Consider the following 17,627-nt stretch of genomic DNA (forward strand, 5'->3'; position numbering starts at 1 on the left):
CGCGGCGCGGCGGAGGGCTGACCGGCCGTCCGGCGGCCGGGGCCCCCGGCCGCCGGGGCGGGCGGGTCAGGCGACCTTGGACTCGCTGATGATCGTCCGCTTGACCAGGCGGTCGCCGTCCATCCAGTGCCAGGTGCGGCACTTGTGCAGCCCGTCGCGGGAGAGCTGGATGAGCTCGTAGAGGTAGTTGCCGGGGTCGGACTTGTACGACCAGGTCAGCACGATGGCCTGGGCGTCCACCTGGCTCATCTCCCCGATGATCCGGTCGTTGTCGAAGTGGCAGACGTCGCCCCGCATGCGCCCGCCGAACTCCAGCGCCTCCACCCGCCCGTCCGGCCAGGTGTAGGTGTTGATCTGGCGGATGTCGTACGAGCCGTCCTCGGGGACCCAGCACTTCAGGTGCGAGGCGTGCCGGTCGACGATCGTCCCGCCGGCGTCGAGGTGGACGTACTCACCCCGCCACTCGCCGAGGTGCTGGCGGTTGATGGGCATGCCCGGGACTCCGGCGCGCATGGGCTCCTCCTGGTCGGACGCGTGGGCGGGGGACGGTGCGGCGGGCGTTGACAGCCCGCCACCCGCGAGCCTAGCGTCAACCTCCATTGAATTGGAACAGCATTCCGCAGTTTGGAACACGAAGGGATCTCGGATGAGCGAGCACGGACCGGCCCTGGTCGAGGGCATCACCGGTGCGGTCATCGGCGTGTCCGACTTCGGCCCGCACCTGGAGTTCTTCGGCGGACGCCTCGGCTACGAGGTCGCCGCGCGGGGCACCGTCGGCGCGGCGGCCGCGGACGCCCTGTGGGGCACCGGGCCCGCCGACGTCGAGGCCATGGCGCTCGCCGCGGCGGGCGCCGGCACCGGCCGGATCCACCTGGTCCGCGTGCCGGAGCCGCTCGCGCCCGCCGCGCGCCCGCACAACCTCGACGACGGCCTGATCGGCATCGACGTGTACGCCGCCGACATCGCGGCCGCGCACGCCCGGTTCGCCGCGGACGGCATCGCGTGGTCGACGCCGCCCGCCACCTACGGCGTCGCCGTGGGGGACCGGGAGGTCCAGGTCACGCAGGGCGTGTGCCCCGCGCCCGACGGCACCGCGGTCGTGTTCGTCCAGCCCGCCGCGATCCGGGGGACGGCCGCCTGGGAGGCCGACCCGGGGCGCCCCTACACCGAGCTGACCTCGGTGGTGTGCCACGTCCCCGACGCCGGCGCTGAGGTGGCGTTCTGGGGGCCGGACGGCCTCGGCATGTCCGTCTGGTACGACGTGGTCTTCTCCTCGCCGGGCTTCGACACGGTCGCGGGCCTGCCGCCGGGCACCCGCATGCGGCTGGCGTTCCTCGCCGGGGAGCGGACGGCCCGCATCGAGGTCACCTCCGCCGAGGGGGAGCACCGGGTCGACCGGCGCCCGGTCCAGCGCCCCGGCCGCTCGCTCGGGCACAGCGGCTGGACGGTCCGCACGCGCGACCTCGGCGCCGCGCTGGAGAGCGTCCGCCGGACGGGCGGCGCGGTGGTGTCCGCCGCGCCCGTGGAGACCGACGACCCGCTGCACGGCAAGGCCGCCGCGGCGTCGGTCACCACGCCGAACGGCGTCAGCGTGACGCTGTACGAGCCCCGCGCCTGACGAGGTCGCGGGTGTGCGCCGCGCGGGGCTGTTCGCGGCGCTGCGGTCAGGCCGTCCAGAGTTCGAGGTGGACGCCGTCGGGGGAGGTGGCGGTGAACGCGCGGCCGCCGCGCAGCGCGCTGTCCACGATGGCGCCCGTGCGCGCGCCGGCCGCGGTGAGCAGGGCGTGGGCGGCGTCCAGGTCGGCGACCGGGAAGACGCCCGCGCGCATGCCGGAGGTGAACGCCTCGTCGCCGGCGGGCAGTTCCAGGCCCGGGAAGCTGATCAGTTCCAGCCGGGCGCCGTGCCCGTCCCAGAACAGGTCGAGGACGATCTCGGCGTCCGGCCGGTCGATGCCGATCAGCGCGGCCACGGCCGGGTTCACCAGCCGCTGCGAGTAGAGCGTCCGCAGGCCGAGGCCCGTCCAGAACCCGGCGTCGCACCCGTGGGCGAGGTGGACGGCGGCCTGCAGTTCGGAGTGCCGCCGCTCGCCGTCGGCGTCCAGCAGGCTCGCGCGGCGGGAGCTGCCCTCGACGAGGACGACCCGGATGCCGCCGGGGCCGACGAGGCCGCATTCGGCGAAGGGCCGCCCGCCGAGCTCCCACCGGGCGACGGGGGAGGGGGCGCCGCCGGCCGCGGTGAGTTCCGCGACGCTCGCCTCGATGTCGCGCGTGTAGACGTCGACGGCGTAGCCGCCGGAGGCGATCCCGGTGCCGCCCTCGGGGGCGGCGACGAGCACGAGGCCCCCGGCGCCGGCGCCCTCGGGGAGGTAGAGCACCTCCTCGGCCGGCCCGGACAGCCCGTACAGGGCCGCCGCCGCGTCCCGGCCGAGGACGCCGCGGCGCCGCTCCCGGAAGCCGAGGACGGACAGGAAGCCCGCGGCGGCGGGGAGGTCGTGGCATCCGAGCACGGCGTACCGGGGGCTGGTGAGCATGGTGACTCCCTGGGGTCGGGACCGGTGACGCGGCGCATGCTATCTGAAACACTGTTCCGAGAATAGAAACAGCGATGGGAGAGGCTCATGCCCCTGCACCTCGCCGACGCGGACCCGGCCCGCCCCGGGCTCCCCTGGAAGGCGTTCACGATCCCGGGGTCGAACGAGCCCGTGGGGCTGCTCCGGCTGGAGGTCGACCCGGCGGACGGGTCGTCCACCTCGCTCGTCCGCTTCCCGCCCGGCTGGCTCCGGCCGGGGCCGGGCCACTACGCCTGCGGCGAGGAGTTCGTCGTCCTCGACGGCGCCCTCACCGTCTCCGGCGTGGCCTACGAGCGGGGCGACCGCGGCTGGATCGCGCCCGGTGTCACCCGCCGCGCGTCCGTGAGCGGCGGAGGCGCGCTGGCGCTGGCCTGGTTCTCCGGCGTCCCGGCCTGGACCGAGGGCGAGGGCGCCGCGCCGGCCGACCCGTCCGGCGGCCGGGTGCCGCTGCTGTCGGTGCCCGTTCCGGAGGCGGGGCTGCCGCTGCGCACGGGAGGGGACCGGGAGGCGCGGCTGTACGAGCGGGCGCCCGCGCGCTTCGGCTCGCCGGTCCGCGTGCTGTGGCCGGCGGGCGCGGACGGCCCGCGCTGGGCCGCGTTCGGGCCCGGTGAGCCGCTCCCGGCCGGACGCCCCGGCCGGATCCTCGTCCGGCCGGGCTGTTCCATTTAGCGGAAAGCTGTTGCAAGATGTCCCCACCACAACCTATGTGACGATGTTACGCACAGCGGAACATGAGGAGGCATCGCATGATCTACCTCGTCTACCGGATGAAGCTCAGCGAGCGGTCCCGGCGCAACCAGAAGGAGTTCTGGGCGTGGCTGGAGGACCGCGAGCGCTGGTTCTACCGCGACCTCCCCATGGTCAGGGAGGTGCGCTGGTACTACAGCGTGATCGGCGACGTCTACACGCTGGAGAACTGGGCGGCGTTCGAGGACGAGGCCGCGTGGGGCGCCTACCGCGCCGCGCTCGGCGGGCTGAAGGCCGACGCCGACTGGGAGGGCGAGCGCGTCACCCAGGACGACTGGTGGGAGTTCCTGGACACGCGGATCGTCACCGATCCGCCGGTGCCCGTCGGGCTGCGCCGCGGCTGAGCGGGACGGCGCTGATGTCCCGGGAGACCGGCGTCCGCGCCGCCGCCGAGCGGGCCGGGCAGTCGGCCTCGACGGTGGAGCGGGCGGCGGACGTGCTGGTGCTGTTCGCCGAGGCGGGCGCCCCGACGCTCGGGGTCACCGAGATCGCCGACGCGCTCGGGCTCTCCAAGCCCGCCGTCCACCGGATCCTCACCTCGCTGCGCAGCCGCCGGCTGGTCCGGGTGGACGAGCAGACCCGCCGGTACGCGCTCGGGCTGACCGCGATGCGGCTCGGCCTGGCCTATCTCGACCACATCGACGTGCGCCGGCTGGCGGCGCCCGAGTTGGCCGGGCTGTCGCGGGCCACCCGGGAGACGGCGACGCTGTCGACCCGGGCGGGCGCGGAGCGCGTGTACGTCGACCAGGTGACCCCCGACCGGGAGGTGATCATGTCGGTGTCGCTCGGCGTCCCGTTCCCACTGCACGCGGGCGCCTCGTCGAAGGCGTTCCTGGCCTTCCTGCCCGCGGCGCGCATCGAGGAGTACCTCGCCGGCGACCATCTCAGCCGGCTCACCGACCGGACGGTCGTCGACCCGGACGCGCTCCGCCGGGAGCTGGCGGAGATCCGGCGGCGCGGCCACGCCCGCTCGTTCGCCGAGCGCCAGTCGGGCGCGGCCTCCGTCGCCGCGCCCGTCTTCGACCACCACGGCCTCCCGGCGGCGGTGGTGAGCGTGTGCGGGCCCGTGGAGCGGTTCCGCGGCGAGGCGGACGCCTGCGCCCGGGCGCTGCTCGCGGCGACCGGACGGCTTTCCGCTCTGATGGGGCACGTTTCCGATTAGCCGCGACGGCGCGCGGCGCACCGTGCCGCGCCCGCCGGCCGGCGGGCGCGGCATCCGGCCGTGTTCCGGCAGCTCACCGCGTAACAAAAACGTCATGAGCGAAAAAGTCAGACCTATTGACACTGCCGCGCGGGCCTTTATAGCGTCCAACGTCACGGAACCGCGTTCCGATAACAGGAACATCCTGGCGGAGGTGCACATGCGCAGATCAGTCGTCACGGTCGCCGCGGGGCTGGCGGCCCTCGCCGTGACCGCGACCGGATGCTCGGGCAAGGCCGCGGGTGACAAACCGGAGATCCAGATCGGGCTGATCTCGCCCATGAGCGGTCCCTTCGCGGTTCTCGGCATCTCCCAGCAGAACTCCCTGACGATCGAGATCGAGCGGATCAACAAGGCGGGCGGGCTGGACGGCTCGCAGCTGAAGCTCGTCACCCGCGACTCGGGCCTCGACCCGGGCAAGGCCGTCCAGGCGGCCAACGAGATGGCCGGCAACGACGCCGTCAAGCTCGTCATCGGCCCGTCGCTGACCGCGTTCTACGACGCGGCCAAGGGCACCTACGAGAAGAGCGGGAAGCTCAACTGCCAGCCCGCCGTCTCCACGGGCAGCTTCGCCGACCTCAAGTACGGCTTCCGCTCGCAGGACCCCTTCGACCTCGACGGCCGGATGGTCGTGAGCTGGCTGAAGCAGGAGGGCGTCACCTCCCTCGGCCTGGTCTACGAGGGCGACGACACCGGCAAGAACACCGACGCGCTGATGAAGAAGCTGCTGCCCGAGGCGGGCATCGAGTACCTCGGCTGGCAGGTCAGCCGGGCCGACGACCAGAGCCACCGCGCCTACGTCGAGAAGTTCGGGGACGCCGGCGCGATCATGATCTCCAGCAGCGTCGGCGGCGCCAAGACGATGGCGGCGGCCGCGCAGGCCGGCTACAAGGGCAAGATCGTGGGCGCCGGGTCCGGCATGCAGAACATCTCCTTCATCGAGGCGGCCGGGGACGCGGCCAAGGGTGCGGTGTTCCCCGCCGCGCTGTACGAGTACCCGACCCGCAAGTCCCGGTCGGAGTGGATGCCCGGATACCGGACGCACACCGAGGCGATCGAGCAGAAGTACGGCAAGAACGTCGGGCCGAAGAGCGGCGCGCAGTCGCCGAAGGGCGCGGCCATCACCGCCGACTGCCTGTTCGCCTTCGAGCAGGCCGTGAAGTCCACCAAGAGCACCGACGCCGCCAAGCTCGCCGCCGCGATCGAGGCGCTGGACGTCCCGGCGGACAAGACCCCGTCCGGCAACGCCATCAAGCCCGGCCCGAGCCACGAGTTCTACCACCAGGTGCACCTGTACCAGTGGAACAAGGACGGCAAGGGCTGGTACACGACGGAGATCAGCCCGTCGTGAGCGCGCAGGTCTGGCTCGACGGCCTGTTCGCCGGGTCGGTGTACGCGCTGGTCGCGCTGGCGCTGGCGATCGTCTTCCAGCCCACCCGGGTGCTGAACTTCGCCCAGGGCGAGCCGGTCGTGCTCGGCGCGGCCGTCAGCTACCAGGTGGTCGCGCTGTGGCAGTGGGGGTGGCCCGCGGCGCTGCTGGCCACGCTCGTGCTCGGCGCGGCCATGGGCCTGCTCAGCGAGCGGATGATCATGCTGCCGGTGCGGCTGTCCGGGTCCCGGTACGCCTGGATCATCGCCACCCTCGCCGCGGCGATGATCTTCCAGGCGCTGTTCACGCTGCGCTACTTCGACGTGGACGCGCTGCGCCCGCGCGCCCTGGCCCCCGGCCACCTGGAGGTGTTCGGGCAGCGGCTCGCCTGGCAGCAGCTGCTCACCATCGGCGTCGCGCTCGCCGTGATGGCCGGCTACGACCTGTTCCTGCGGCGCACCGCCTACGGGCGCGCCATCCGGGCGGCCTCGCACGACGCCGACGCCGCCGTGATCATGGGCATCCCGGTCCGCCGGGTCGTCCTGCTCAGCTTCGTGATCGCCGCGGTGATCTGCGCCTTCGCGGGCGTGCTGGCCGCGCCGCTGCTGTTCATCGGCCCGGCCTCCGGGCTGATGTTCACCATCAAGGGGTTCATCGCCGCGGTGATCGGCGGGGTCGGCTCGCCGCGCGGCGCGCTGGCCGGCGGCCTGATCGTCGGCCTGCTGGACGCGGTGGTCCGCAACCTCGCCGGCGCCACGACCGGGGACTTCGTCGTCTTCGGGCTGCTGGCGCTGATCCTCGTGGCGTTCCCGTCCGGGCTGTTCGGCAAGCCGATGGAGGCGCACTGATGAAGGGTGCACACGACGTCCTGCGGCGGGGCCTTCCCGCGCTGCTGACCGCGGCGGCCGCCGCGGTCCTGCTCGCCTGGCCCGCGATCACCGACTTCTACAGCTACAACGCCTCGTACTACAACGGGCTGGTCGCCGCGGCGGCGATCAGCGCGATCCTGACGATCTCGCTGAACCTCTCGATGGGGTACGGCGGCCTGCTGTCGATGATGCACACCGGCATGCAGCTGATCGGCGGGTACGCCGTCGCCTACACCACCGTCGAGGCGGGGCTGCCGTGGCTCGCGGGCGTCGCGCTGGCCATGCTGCTCGGCGCGGTCTTCTCCGCGCTCGTCCTGGTCATCAGCCTGCGCGCCACCTACCTGTACTTCGGCATGATCACGCTCGCCGCGAACCTGATCGCGGTGGAGGGCGGGAAGGCGTGGGAGTCGGTCACCGGCGGCGTCAACGGCATCGTCGGGGTCGCCCCCGGCGGCCTCGGCAAGGTCCCGTTCTACTACGTCACGCTCGGCGCGCTGGTCGTGGTCTACGTCCTGCAGCGCAACCTGATGCGCAGCGGCGTCGGCCGGGCGGTCATGGCGGTCAAGGAGAGCCCGGACACCGCCGCGGCCATGGGCATCCGCCCGACCCGCACCAAGATCCTGGTGTTCACCGTCGCCGGCGCGATCGCCGGCCTCTCCGGCGGCCTGTACGCGCTGCAGCTCGGCTTCATCAACCCCGACGTCGGCATCCTGGACAACGGCCTGGTGTTCTTCGTCGGCCTGTTCCTCGGCGGCATCGGCACGCTGGCCGGCCCGGTGATCGGCGTCGCGATCATCGCCGCCGTGGTCGAGCTGATCAAGGACTACGCCCGGTACACCACGCTGTTCCTCGGCTGCACCCTGCTGCTCGCGATGATGCTCGTCCCGCGCGGCATCGTCGGCACCTGGCGGGGCGGCCGGTTCGGCCGCCCGCCCGAGGGCGAGGACAGCGAGCCGTCCGGGAACCTGCCCGCGTCGGTGCTGCCGCCCGCCGCCGACCCGGACGTCCCCGCGCTGGAGGGGCGCGGGCTCGTCAAGCACTTCGGCGGCGTCAAGGCGGTGGACGGCGTGGACGTCTCCGTCGCCGCCGGGACCGTCCACGGCATCATCGGGCCGAACGGGTCGGGGAAGTCGACCACTGTCGCCTGCCTCACCCGCTTCCACCGGCTGGACGCGGGGGAGGTGCTGGTCTGCGGCGAGCCGGCCCCGGACCGCCCCTTCGAGGTCGCCGAGCGCGGCGTCACGCGGGTGTTCCAGATCCCGCACCTGTTCGAGCAGCAGACCGTCCTCGACAACGTCCTCGCCGGGATGCGCCGCCGCGAGCGGTACGGGCTGCCGTCGGCGGTGCTGCGGCTGCCGGGCTACCGGCGCCGCGAGGCCGAGTCCCGCGCGGAGGCCGCCCAGCTGCTGGCGTTCGCCGGGCTGTCGGGCCGGTCGGCGCAGCTCGCCGGGTCCCTGTCGCACGGCCAGAAGCGGCTGCTGGAGGTCGTCCGGGCGGTGGCGTCGAGCCCGCGCGTGCTCATCCTCGACGAGCCCGCCACCGGGCTCGTCCCCGCCGAGATCGAGGCGCTCGCGCGGCTGTGCCGGGCGTTCCGCGACCACGGCCTCGCGGTGGTGCTCATCGAGCACAACATGGACTTCCTGATGGACGTCTGCGACCGCGTCACCGTCATCGACAGCGGCAAGGTGATCGCCTGCGGGGCGCCCGCCGAGGTCCGCTCCGACCCCGCGGTGCTGGACGCGTACCTCGGGCGCTCCGACCTGGTGGAGGACCTGACATGACCGCGCTGCTGGAGATGACCGGGATCCGGGCGGGCTACGGCGGCGTCCGGGTCCTGGACGACGTCGCCGTGACGGTCGGGGAGGGCGAGTTCGTGGTCCTGCTCGGCCCGAACGGCGCCGGCAAGAGCACGACGCTGAAGGTGCTGTCCGGCCTGCTGAAGCCGTCCGCCGGGACGGTGGCGTTCGCCGGGCGGGACATCACCCGGGTCCCCGGGTGGCGCCGCGCCGGCCTCGGGATCGGGCACGTCCCAGAGGGGCGGCGGATCTTCCCCGACCACACGGTGCTGGAGAACCTCCAGCTCGGCGGGTTCGCGCTGCGGCGCAGCCGGGCCCGGACCCAGCGGCTCATGGACGAGGTGCTGGAGCTGTTCCCGCGCCTCGCCGAGCGCCGCGACCAGGCCGGCGGCACCCTGTCCGGCGGGGAGGCCCAGATGCTCGCCGTCGCGCGGGCGCTGATGAGCGAGCCGAAGCTGCTCGTGCTGGACGAGCCGTCCCTCGGCCTGGCGCCGCTGAAGGCCGCCGAGCTGTTCTCCTACATCAAGCGGCTGCACTCCGAGCGCGGCATCTCGGTGCTGCTGGTGGAGCAGCTGGCGCTCATCGCCCTCCGGCTGGCCGACCGCGCCTACGTCCTGGAGCGGGGCCGCGTCGGCCTGTCCGGGACGGCCGCGGAGGTGGAGGCCGACCCCATGGTCAAGACCCTGTACCTGGGCGGCGGCGAGTCGGCCGCCTGACCGCGTCCCTTATATGAGGAAGCCCCGGGCCGAGCGGCCCGGGGCTTCCTTCACGGTTTCCGTGCTACATGCCGTCGCCGTTCCAGCGGCCGGCGCTGCGGCTGCGGACCGGGCGGCTGGACAGGATGGGGGCGGGGATGGGGTCGCCCTCCTTCCAGACGCGGCCGGCGCCCCAGACGTGGGCGAGGTCGTCGGTGCGCTCGTCGGCGTGCTCCAGCGACGCGGGCTCGGCCCCCCAGTCGGCGGCGACCGGCTCGTGCCCGTGGTCGTGCTCGCCATCGTGGTCGTGCCCGTGGTCGTGGTCGTGCCCGTGGCCGCCCTGGAGGCGGGCGGCGTCCATGGCCTTGGCGATGGCGATCAGGCTCTTGTCGGCGCCCGTGCCGTGCTGGACGTAGTCCTCGTCGATCTGGCCCTGCTCGCGCTGGTACAGCACCGACGCCTGGAGGTCGGCGAGGTCGCGGTCGCTGCGGCCGGGGGAGCCGGCGCCCATGTCGTGCGACGACATCGACCAGCGCATGCGCCCGTCGTCGGACGGGCCCCAGTTGATCGCCTCGCCGCCCCAGCGGACCCATTCGCTCTGGGTGTACCAGTTGAACAGTTCTCCGTCGGAGCGCAGCAGCCAGGTCGCGCCGCCCTCCATGCTGGTGAAGTGGCCGTGCTTCACGCGGGCGGGCCGGAAGAAGTACGTGCCGAGGTCCAGCGTGCCGAAGTTGTACTCCATGTGCCCCTGGACGGTGTACGCCTCCTCGTAGCACGGGTGGTGCGCGAGGCGGTGGTCCGTCCAGCCCTCCTGGGCGTGGACGAGCCGCGTGTAGAAGCCCGTCACCGGGTCCACGTGCAGGTACTTGATGAACAGGCCCGGCATGGGGCCGGGGTTGGGGACGGCGTCCCACTTCATCGCCTCGGAGTCGATGACGATGACGTCCTCGCGCGCGTCCTTCCAGCGCGGCGCCTCGATGCTCTGCACCGGGTCGAACCCGGCGTCGCCGTACTCGCGGTAGTGCAGGATGCGGGTGCCCTCGCTGAAGGTGATGGCGTCGGTCGGGACGCCCTTGGGCGCGTAGACGTAGCCGCCCTTGCCGATCCGCCGGCCGCCGTAGGTCATCGACCCTTCGAGCACGTGATACTCGGTGTCGGCGTGGTGGATGCCGGGGCCGCGGCCCCAATCCGTGTGGAAGTCGACGCGGAGCGAGCAGGACCCGTCCTCCTCGTCGACCGACAGCCGGCGCTCGCTGGCGCGGCCCTCGCCGCCCACGAGTTCGGCGGCGTGCCAGACGTAGTCGTTCTCCTGGATGAGTTCCACGTGGGGTCGCAAAGGAGCCACCTCTCTCGATGTAGGGAAATGTGAGTCCGGGCCGGGAACGGAACGGCCCGGTGGCCGGCGCGCGCGGCGCGCGGCGGTCAGCGCGCGCGGAGCTCGCGCTTGAGGACCTTGCCGGCGCCGTTGCGGGGCAGGGCCGGGAGGAAGTCGACGCTGCGGGGCACCTTCGGCCCGGACAGCCGCTCGCGGCAGTGGGCCACGAGGTCGTCGGCGGTGACGGCCGCGCCGGGCAGGACGACGACGTAGGCGGCGACGCGCTCGCCCCACCGCTCGTCGGGGTGCCCGACCACGGCGCAGTCGGCGACGCCGGGGAAGGCGCCCAGCACGTCCTCGACCTCGCGGGGCGCGATGTTCACCCCGCCGGAGATGATCATGTCCTTCTTGCGGTCCACGATGTAGACGAAGCCGTCCTCGTCGCGGACGACGATGTCGCCGCTGGTGAGGAAGCCGTCCTCGGTCGTGCAGGCGGCGGTGGCGCCGTCGTCGCGCAGGTACCCGTTCATCAGGAACGGGGAGCGGCTGAACAGCTCGCCGCGCTCGCCGGGGCCGACGGGGTCGCCCGCCGGGTCGACGACGCGGACCTCGGTCATGTACCAGGGCAGCCCCACGGACCCGGTGCGCGCGGCGTCGGCGGGACGGCAGTTGGTGACGATGCCCGCCTCGGTGGAGCCGTACAGCTCGTGGACGCCGGCGTGCGGGAACGCCTCCGTGACCCACGCCTTCAAGGTGGCGGGCAGGGCGGCCGCGTTGAAGTACAGGGTGTCGAGGCTGGAGGCGTCGTGGCGGTCGAGGGCGCCGGACGAGCGGAGCGTCTGCGCGTGCGTCGGGACGAGGAACGCCGACTGCGCGCGGTGCCGCTCGGCGAGGGCGAGCATGTGCTCGGGGTCCCACTTGGGCAGCATCACCACGGTGCCGCCGGCGACGACCGGCGCGTAGTCGAAGACCATCCCGGCGCCGTGGTACATCGGCGCGACGGCGAGGCTGACGCGCCGGGAGCCGAGGCCCCACTCCATCGCCGACAGGTAGCACATGAGGGTCCGCGCGCGGTGGCTGCTGAGGACGCCCTTGGGCTTCCCGGTCGTGCCCGAGGTGTAGTAGAGGCAGCACGGGTCGTTCTCGTCGACGGGGACCCGCGGGTCGTCGGGCCGGGCCGATTCGAGCGCCTTCTCGTACGAGGCCGCCCCCGTGCCGCCGATCCGCAGCACCACCTCCACGGGGGCCCGCGGCTCCTCGTCGGAGAGGTGGGCGCGGGCGCCGGAGTGCTCCAGGATGTAGGCCGTCTCGGCCTCGGTGAGCCGCGTTCCGATGGGGACGAGGACCAGCCCGGCCTTCGCCGCCGCGGCGATGACCTCGGGGTACTCCAGCCGGTTGCCGAGCCGGACGGCGACGCGGTCGCCGGGCCGCAGCCCGCGCGCCAGCAGCGCCTGGGCGAGCCGGCTCGCGCGCTCGTCCAGCGCCCGGTAGGTGAGGCTCCGGTCGCCGTCGACGACGGCGACGGTGTCGGGTGTCGAGGCGGCGAACTCCCGCACGCCCCCGGCCATGGTGAGCGCCGCGCCGCCGGGGAGTACTGCCATGCCCCACCTCCGTGTTCCGTAGATCGGAATACAGTTCCGATCGGCGTACTTCGAGAGCTTGCCGGGTGCGCGCACGGGGAGTCAATGCCTGGCTTCGAGAAAGTCTGACGTTTACCGTACGATGGCCGCGTGACCGTCGAGAGACCATCGGACCGGCCGCCCGCTCCCGTCCCGGCGTACGCCGGGATCGCGGCCCAGCTGCGCGACCGGATCATCGCCGGCGAGTTCCGGCCCGGCGACCGGCTGCCGATCGAGCCGGAGCTGTCGGCCGAGCACGGGGTCAGCCGCAGCACCGTCCGCGAGGCGCTCCGGCTGCTGGCCAGCCAGAACCTGATCACCACCACCCGCGGGGTCGCGGGCGGCAGCTTCGTGGCCTACCCGCAGCCCGACCAGATCACCGAGTACCTGGCGACCAGCCTCAACCTGCTCACCCTGGACACCCAGATCACGGTCGACCAGCTGCTGGAGATCAGGGAGATGCTGGAGGTGCCGGCCGCCGGGCTGGCCGCCGTGCGCGGCACCGACGAGGGCCGGGCCGAGCTGCGCGGCTCGCTGTTCGACCCGAGCGCGCTCGACCCGGCGGAGATCTTCGCGCCCAACCGGCACTTCCACGCGGTCCTGCTGAAGATGGCGGGCAACCCGTTCCTGGAGGTCGTCACCCAGCCGGTGTTCCGGGTGCTCAACGAGCGGTTCCTGCGGGAGAACGCGCCGACGCGGTTCTGGTACGGGGTCGACCACGACCACCGCGCGATCCTCGACCGCATCGAGGCCGGTGACGAGGCGGGCGCCCGGGAGGCGTGCCACGCGCACCTGGAGAACCTGCGCGAGACCTACACCACCATCGACCGCACCCGCCTCGCCGGCTCCTGAACGAGCGCCCGGCCCGCCTACTCGATCTTGACCTCGTCGATGAGGGTCCGCTGGTAGCAGGCGCCGTCCCTGATCCACTGCCACACGCGGCTGCGGTGGCCGCCGTCCGCGCTGAGGTGGATCAGCTCGAACAGGCGCAGGTCCTCGCCCTCCTCCTTGTAGATCCAGTTCAGGTAGATGACCCGCTCGTCGAGCTCCCAGAACTCGCCGCGCAGCCGCTCGGTGTCGAACGCGCAGTGCCCGCCGCCCCGGTAGACGCCGGGGAAGACCCGGGTCTCGGTGCGTCCGTCCGGCCAGGTGTACTCGTTGACCTGGTGGTAGTCGTACTCGCCGTCCTCGGGGAGGCTGCACGTCAGCAGCGACTCGTGCCGGTCGGTCACCGTCCCGGCGGCGTCGATGTAGGTGTAGGTGCCCCGCCACCTGCCCTCGTGCCGGGCCAGCAGCGGCATGTCCTCGCGGATCGTTCCCATCGGTCTTCCTCTCCTGCGGGGGTCGGTGTCAGCGGGGGCCGGCGAGCCGGGCGATCGAGTCCCGCTGCCGCTCGGCGAACCAGGCCCGGTCGGGCGCGCGGCCGTCCAGCCCGTTCGGGCGCTCGACGTCGTGGCGCGCGTACTCGTCCGCCCACAGGGCGGGCTTGACCCGCGACGGCAGGTTGCCCATGCCGGGGCGGGCGCGGTTGCGGCGCAGCGCGGCCAGGTCGATCTCGGCGGAGGCGACGATGCTCTCCCCGCCGCCGGCCTCGGCCAGCACCCGGCCCTCGTAGTCGACGACCTCGGAGCCGCCGGACGTGGAGTCGCCGGGGATCGGGATGCCGTGCAGGCCGCCGCTGTTGGCCGAGACCACGTAGGCGAGGTTCTCCACGGCGCGGGCGCGCCGGCCGATCTGCTTCGGGGTGAGCGCGGGGCTCGTCACCTCCGACGTCGAGTGGCAGAACACCTCGGCGCCGCGCAGCGCGAGCGCCCGCGCCAGCTCGGGATAGAGGATCTCCTCCGAGGCGATGCAGGCCAGGGCGCCGATCTCGGTCCGGGCCACGGGGAGCACCGCGTCCATGCCGTAGACGTCGAGGTAGCGGTCCCACACGTCGTAGGGCGTCGGCGAGTACAGCGAGTGCAGGCGGCGGTAGCGCAGCACCACGGCGCCGGCCGGGTCGATCACGAAGGACGCCTGGAAGTACAGCTCGGGGAAGTGCGGGTCGCTCTCGTAGGCGTTCCCGGACAGGAAGAGCCCCTCGCGCGCCGCGACGGCGGCGAGCGCGGCGTACTCGGGGCCGTCCGGGGCGAGCGCGGCCATGTCCCGCCAGCGCTCGACGGGCTCGCCCATCGGAAAGCCGGTCAGGACGTACTCGGGCAGCACGACCAGGCGCAGGTCGGGGCCGACCCAGCGCTTGGCGGCGGCGACCTCGGCGCCGATCCGGGCGATGGACGCCGCCATGGCGTCGCGCGCCTCGCCGGGGGACAGGCCGTTGACGGCCTCGGTCCGGGTCTGCAGCGCCAGCGCCCGGTAGTCGGTTCGCGGGGGCTCCGGGGTCGGATCCACGGCCTGCCCACCTCCCTCTTTTGACGGAACGCCGTTACGCTAAGCGGAATATTGAGCGGCATGCAAGGGGGTCGGGGTCTTGACGGGAGAAAAGTCTGACCTTTAGGTTCGGAGTCAGCCCCTCCGGAAGGGGTGAAACCCCCGAGGAGGTGCGGGTTGACCGTCCATGAGGCCCAGATCGGCCGGTACTACGAGGACTTCGCCGTCGGCGACGTGTTCCGTCATCCGTTCGGCCGCACGATCGGCGAGACCGACAACACCTGGTTCACGCTGCTGACGCTGAACACGAACCAGAACCACTTCAACGCCGACTTCGCCGGCCGCTCGCCCAGCGGCAAGATCATCGTGAACTCGGGGCTGACGGTGGCGCTCGTCCTCGGCCTGTCGGTGATCGACGTCAGCCAGAACGCGCTGCTGAACCTCGGCTGGACCGACATCCGCCTCACCCACCCGGTGTTCGTCGGCGACACGGTCTACGCCGAGTCGCTCATCACCGAGATGCGCGAGTCGGCGTCCCGCCCCTACGCCGGCATCGTCACCGCCCGGACCCGCGGCCTGAACCAGGACGGCGACGAAGTCGTCTCCTGGACGCGGACCGTCATGGTCTACAAGCGCGACGCCCCGCACGACAAGGGCTACTTCCCCGAGGCCAAGAACGGCCCGCTCACGGCATGAGGATCACCTACGGGCCGTGGGGCGAGACCCTGGCCGAGATGGTCGCCGCCGCGCGCGCCGCCGAGGAGGCCGGGGCCGAGGCCCTGTGGGTCCCCGAGCTGCACCGCAGCGCCACGGTGTCGGCGGCGGCCGTCGCCGCCGGCACCGCCCGCGCCCAGGTCGGCACCGCGATCGCGCTGGCCTTCACCCGCAGCCCGATGACCACCGCGCTGGAGGCCCTCGACCTCGCCGAGCTGTCCGGCGGGCGGTTCGTCCTCGGTCTCGGCAGCGGCGTGCGGCGGCTCAACGAGGACTGGCACGGGGTGCGCTGGGAGCGCCCGGCGGCGCGGCTGCGCGAGACCGTCCGGATCATCCGGCACTTCGCCGCGCACGCCGCGTCCGGCGAGCCGATGACCGTCGAGGGGGAGCTGGAGAGCCTGCGGGTGCGCGGCTACCAGCGCCCGTTCCCGGCCGTCCCGTTCCCGATCTACCTGGCGGGCATGGGGCCGGTGATGACCCGGCTCGCGGGGGAGGTCGCCGACGGCTGGATCTCGCACGAGCTGTGCTCGCCGGAGTGGCTGCGCGAGCGCGCCCTGCCGCTGCTGCGCCCCGGCGTGGACGCGGTCGTCTCGGCGGCCTGCTCGATCGACGCCGACCCGGCGGCGGCGCGGCGCCGCGCCGCCGGGCTCGCCGGGTTCTACGCCTCCGTCCGGACCTACGCCGACTTCTTCGCCTTCCACGACCTCGCCGCCGAGCAGGACACGGTGGTCGAGGCGTTCCGGGCCGGCGCCCGCGCCGACGACCTCGCCGCCGCCGTGCCGGACCGGATGGTCGACGCGCTCACCCTGGCCGGCACCGCCGACCAGGTCGCCGAGCGCATCGCCGGGTACGCGGGGCACGCCGCGACGATCAAGCTGACGCCGCCCACCCACGGGCTCGCCGCCGCGGAGATCCGGACCGCGCAGGCCCGGATCATCGACCTGATCAAGGAGCTGACATGAGGCCGCTGGAGGACGTGCGCATCGTCTCGCTGGAGCAGTACGGCGCGGGACCGTTCGGCTCCCTGCACCTCGCCGACCTCGGCGCCGAGATCATCAAGATCGAGGACCCCCGGACCGGCGGCGACGTCGGCCGCTACGTCCCCCCGTACGCGGAGGGCGAGGACTCGCTGTTCCACGAGGCGTTCAACCGCAACAAGCGGTCGGTGTCGGTGGACCTGTCCACCGCCGCGGGCCGGACGGTGTTCGAGGAGCTGGTCCGGGTCTCCGACGCGGTCTACTCCAACCTGCGCGGCGACGTCCCCGCCAAGCTCCGCATCACCTACGACGACCTCAAGCACATCAACCCGCGCATCGTGTGCTGCTCGCTCACCGGGTTCGGGATGACCGGGCCGCGCGCGAACGAACCGGGCTACGACTACATCCTGCAGGGCCTCGCCGGCTGGATGGACCTGACCGGCGAGCCGGACGGGCCGCCCGCCAAGTCGGGCCTGTCCCTCGTCGACTACTCCGGCGGCTACGTCGCGGTGCTGTCGCTGCTCGCCGCGCTGCACGCCGCGCGCCGCGACGGCGTCGGCATGGACTGCGACGTCTCCCTCTACGACACCGCCATCTCGATGCTCACCTATCCGGGCGTCTGGCACCTCAACGCCGGGTTCACCCCGGCCCGCACCCGGCACTCGGCGCACCCGTCGCTCGTGCCGTTCCAGAACTTCCGCGCCAAGGACGGCTGGCTCGTCGTCGGCTGCGCGAAGGAGAAGTTCTGGCGGCGCCTCACCGCCGTCCTGGAGCGGCCCGACCTCGCCGAGGACCCGCGCTTCGCGACGTTCGCCGACCGGCAGCGCAACGCCGCCGACCTCCTCGGCGTCCTCGAACCGCTGTTCCTGGCCCGGACCGTCGCCGAATGGCTGGAGCCGCTGTACGCCGCCGCGATCCCGTGCGGGCCGGTCAACGACGTGGCCGCCGCGCTCGCCGAGGAGCACACCGCCGCGCGCGGCCTGGTGGTGGAGACCGAGCACCCCCGCTACGGGACGCTGCAGAACCTCGCCTCGCCGGTCCGGGCGGGGACGGAGCCGCCCGCCTACCGGCGCGCCCCGCAGCGCGGCGAGGACCTCGCGCACGTCACCGCCGAGGTGCTCGGCCTGACCGGGGAGCGCGTCGCCGAACTCGCGGAGGCCGGCGCGTTCGGCCCCGACCACCCGTTCGGCACCGACCACCCGTTCGGCGCCGACGAGCGGGACCCGGCATGACGGTCGCCCGCGAACTGGCCGGCTGGGCGCTCGGGCTCACCCTCGACGACGTCCCCGAGACCGTGCGCCGCGCCGCCGTCCGGCACCTGCTGGACGGTCACCCAGGTCACCCAGACCGGGCCGGCAGGCAACCGCACCGACACCTACGGCTACGAC

The 17,627-nt window shown here is 73.2% G+C and carries 18 protein-coding genes; 12 read left to right on the top strand and 6 right to left on the bottom strand.

Annotation, left to right across the window (positions count from 1 at the left end; all coding sequences use genetic code 11):
* Positions 1–66 precede the first annotated feature (66 nt).
* A complete protein-coding gene (locus AB0K34_RS42285) occupies positions 67–513 on the bottom strand; it encodes a DUF3598 domain-containing protein (protein WP_138632946.1) in 447 nt (148 codons plus the stop codon).
* A 133-nt stretch (positions 514–646) separates the two neighbouring features.
* Here AB0K34_RS42285 and AB0K34_RS42290 point away from each other — a divergent pair, with 133 nt between their 5' ends.
* Entirely contained in the window at positions 647–1,618 is a 972-nt protein-coding gene (locus tag AB0K34_RS42290; RefSeq protein ID WP_301176989.1) for a hypothetical protein, read from the top strand.
* A gap of 46 nt (positions 1,619–1,664) precedes the next feature.
* Here AB0K34_RS42290 and AB0K34_RS42295 read toward each other — a convergent pair whose 3' ends face one another.
* Positions 1,665–2,531 carry a VOC family protein gene (locus tag AB0K34_RS42295; RefSeq protein WP_301176988.1) on the bottom strand — a complete coding sequence of 289 codons (867 nt, stop codon included), beginning with the start codon at positions 2,529–2,531 and terminating at the stop codon, positions 1,665–1,667.
* 87 nt (positions 2,532–2,618) lie between these two features.
* Here AB0K34_RS42295 and AB0K34_RS42300 point away from each other — a divergent pair, with 87 nt between their 5' ends.
* From AB0K34_RS42300 to AB0K34_RS42330, 7 genes are all read left to right on the top strand, one after another.
* Positions 2,619–3,239: a hypothetical protein gene (locus tag AB0K34_RS42300; RefSeq protein ID WP_138632955.1), complete on the top strand. Its 621-nt coding sequence runs from the start codon at positions 2,619–2,621 to the stop codon at positions 3,237–3,239.
* A gap of 77 nt (positions 3,240–3,316) precedes the next feature.
* Positions 3,317–3,661 carry a hypothetical protein gene (locus AB0K34_RS42305; protein ID WP_205719055.1) on the top strand — a complete coding sequence of 115 codons (345 nt, stop codon included), beginning with the start codon at positions 3,317–3,319 and terminating at the stop codon, positions 3,659–3,661.
* A gap of 14 nt (positions 3,662–3,675) precedes the next feature.
* The gene (locus AB0K34_RS42310; protein ID WP_138632961.1) at positions 3,676–4,479 is read left to right on the top strand and encodes an IclR family transcriptional regulator; all 804 of its coding nucleotides are present in this window, start codon (positions 3,676–3,678) and stop codon (positions 4,477–4,479) included.
* A gap of 199 nt (positions 4,480–4,678) precedes the next feature.
* On the top strand, positions 4,679–5,869 hold the full coding sequence (locus AB0K34_RS42315; protein ID WP_171068804.1) for an ABC transporter substrate-binding protein: 1,191 nt from the start codon (positions 4,679–4,681) through the stop codon (positions 5,867–5,869).
* Complete coding sequence (locus tag AB0K34_RS42320) at positions 5,866–6,735, top strand: branched-chain amino acid ABC transporter permease (protein ID WP_171068805.1); 870 nt, start codon at positions 5,866–5,868, stop codon at positions 6,733–6,735. Before AB0K34_RS42315 ends, AB0K34_RS42320 begins: the two co-directional genes overlap by 4 nt.
* Positions 6,735–8,537 (top strand): branched-chain amino acid ABC transporter ATP-binding protein/permease, encoded by a 1,803-nt coding sequence (locus AB0K34_RS42325; RefSeq protein ID WP_138632970.1) that lies wholly within the window; start codon positions 6,735–6,737, stop codon positions 8,535–8,537. The genes AB0K34_RS42320 and AB0K34_RS42325 overlap by 1 nt, the downstream gene beginning before the upstream one ends.
* 5 nt (positions 8,538–8,542) lie before the next feature.
* Positions 8,543–9,268, top strand: coding sequence for an ABC transporter ATP-binding protein (locus AB0K34_RS42330; protein ID WP_338072527.1), 726 nt, complete (start codon positions 8,543–8,545; stop codon positions 9,266–9,268).
* A 64-nt stretch (positions 9,269–9,332) separates the two neighbouring features.
* On the opposite strand, the gene AB0K34_RS42335 is transcribed toward AB0K34_RS42330, so the two are convergent.
* Together AB0K34_RS42335 and AB0K34_RS42340 are read right to left on the bottom strand one after the other, a co-directional pair.
* Positions 9,333–10,583, bottom strand: a complete 1,251-nt coding sequence (locus AB0K34_RS42335) for a DUF4437 domain-containing protein (protein ID WP_301176987.1) — start codon at positions 10,581–10,583, stop codon at positions 9,333–9,335.
* Between the two features lie 86 nt (positions 10,584–10,669).
* Positions 10,670–12,163 (bottom strand): AMP-binding protein, encoded by a 1,494-nt coding sequence (locus AB0K34_RS42340; RefSeq protein WP_138632979.1) that lies wholly within the window; start codon positions 12,161–12,163, stop codon positions 10,670–10,672.
* A gap of 129 nt (positions 12,164–12,292) precedes the next feature.
* Between AB0K34_RS42340 and AB0K34_RS42345 the strand changes: the two genes are divergently transcribed.
* Positions 12,293–13,033 (top strand): FadR/GntR family transcriptional regulator, encoded by a 741-nt coding sequence (locus AB0K34_RS42345; RefSeq protein ID WP_138632982.1) that lies wholly within the window; start codon positions 12,293–12,295, stop codon positions 13,031–13,033.
* A 17-nt stretch (positions 13,034–13,050) separates the two neighbouring features.
* Here the strand turns inward: AB0K34_RS42345 and AB0K34_RS42350 are convergent, their stop codons facing one another.
* On the bottom strand, positions 13,051–13,503 hold the full coding sequence (locus AB0K34_RS42350) for a DUF3598 family protein (protein WP_138632985.1): 453 nt from the start codon (positions 13,501–13,503) through the stop codon (positions 13,051–13,053).
* Positions 13,504–13,531: 28 nt separating this feature from the next.
* Entirely contained in the window at positions 13,532–14,569 is a 1,038-nt protein-coding gene (locus AB0K34_RS42355) for a nitrilase-related carbon-nitrogen hydrolase (RefSeq protein ID WP_205719056.1), read from the bottom strand.
* 156 nt (positions 14,570–14,725) lie between these two features.
* Here AB0K34_RS42355 and AB0K34_RS42360 point away from each other — a divergent pair, with 156 nt between their 5' ends.
* Genes AB0K34_RS42360 through AB0K34_RS42370 form a run of 3 tightly spaced genes read left to right on the top strand, consistent with a single transcriptional unit; the run spans position 14,726 to position 17,471 of the window.
* On the top strand, positions 14,726–15,244 hold the full coding sequence (locus AB0K34_RS42360) for a MaoC family dehydratase (RefSeq protein ID WP_138632988.1): 519 nt from the start codon (positions 14,726–14,728) through the stop codon (positions 15,242–15,244).
* Positions 15,241–16,224 (top strand): LLM class flavin-dependent oxidoreductase, encoded by a 984-nt coding sequence (locus AB0K34_RS42365; RefSeq protein ID WP_138632991.1) that lies wholly within the window; start codon positions 15,241–15,243, stop codon positions 16,222–16,224. Before AB0K34_RS42360 ends, AB0K34_RS42365 begins: the two co-directional genes overlap by 4 nt.
* Positions 16,221–17,471 carry a CoA transferase gene (locus tag AB0K34_RS42370; protein ID WP_364554314.1) on the top strand — a complete coding sequence of 417 codons (1,251 nt, stop codon included), beginning with the start codon at positions 16,221–16,223 and terminating at the stop codon, positions 17,469–17,471. Before AB0K34_RS42365 ends, AB0K34_RS42370 begins: the two co-directional genes overlap by 4 nt.
* The last annotated feature ends 156 nt before the right edge of the window (positions 17,472–17,627 follow it).

It is taken from the genome of Actinomadura sp. NPDC049382, from assembly GCF_040677125.1.
Classification (GTDB): Bacteria; Actinomycetota; Actinomycetes; order Streptosporangiales; family Streptosporangiaceae; genus Spirillospora; species Spirillospora geliboluensis.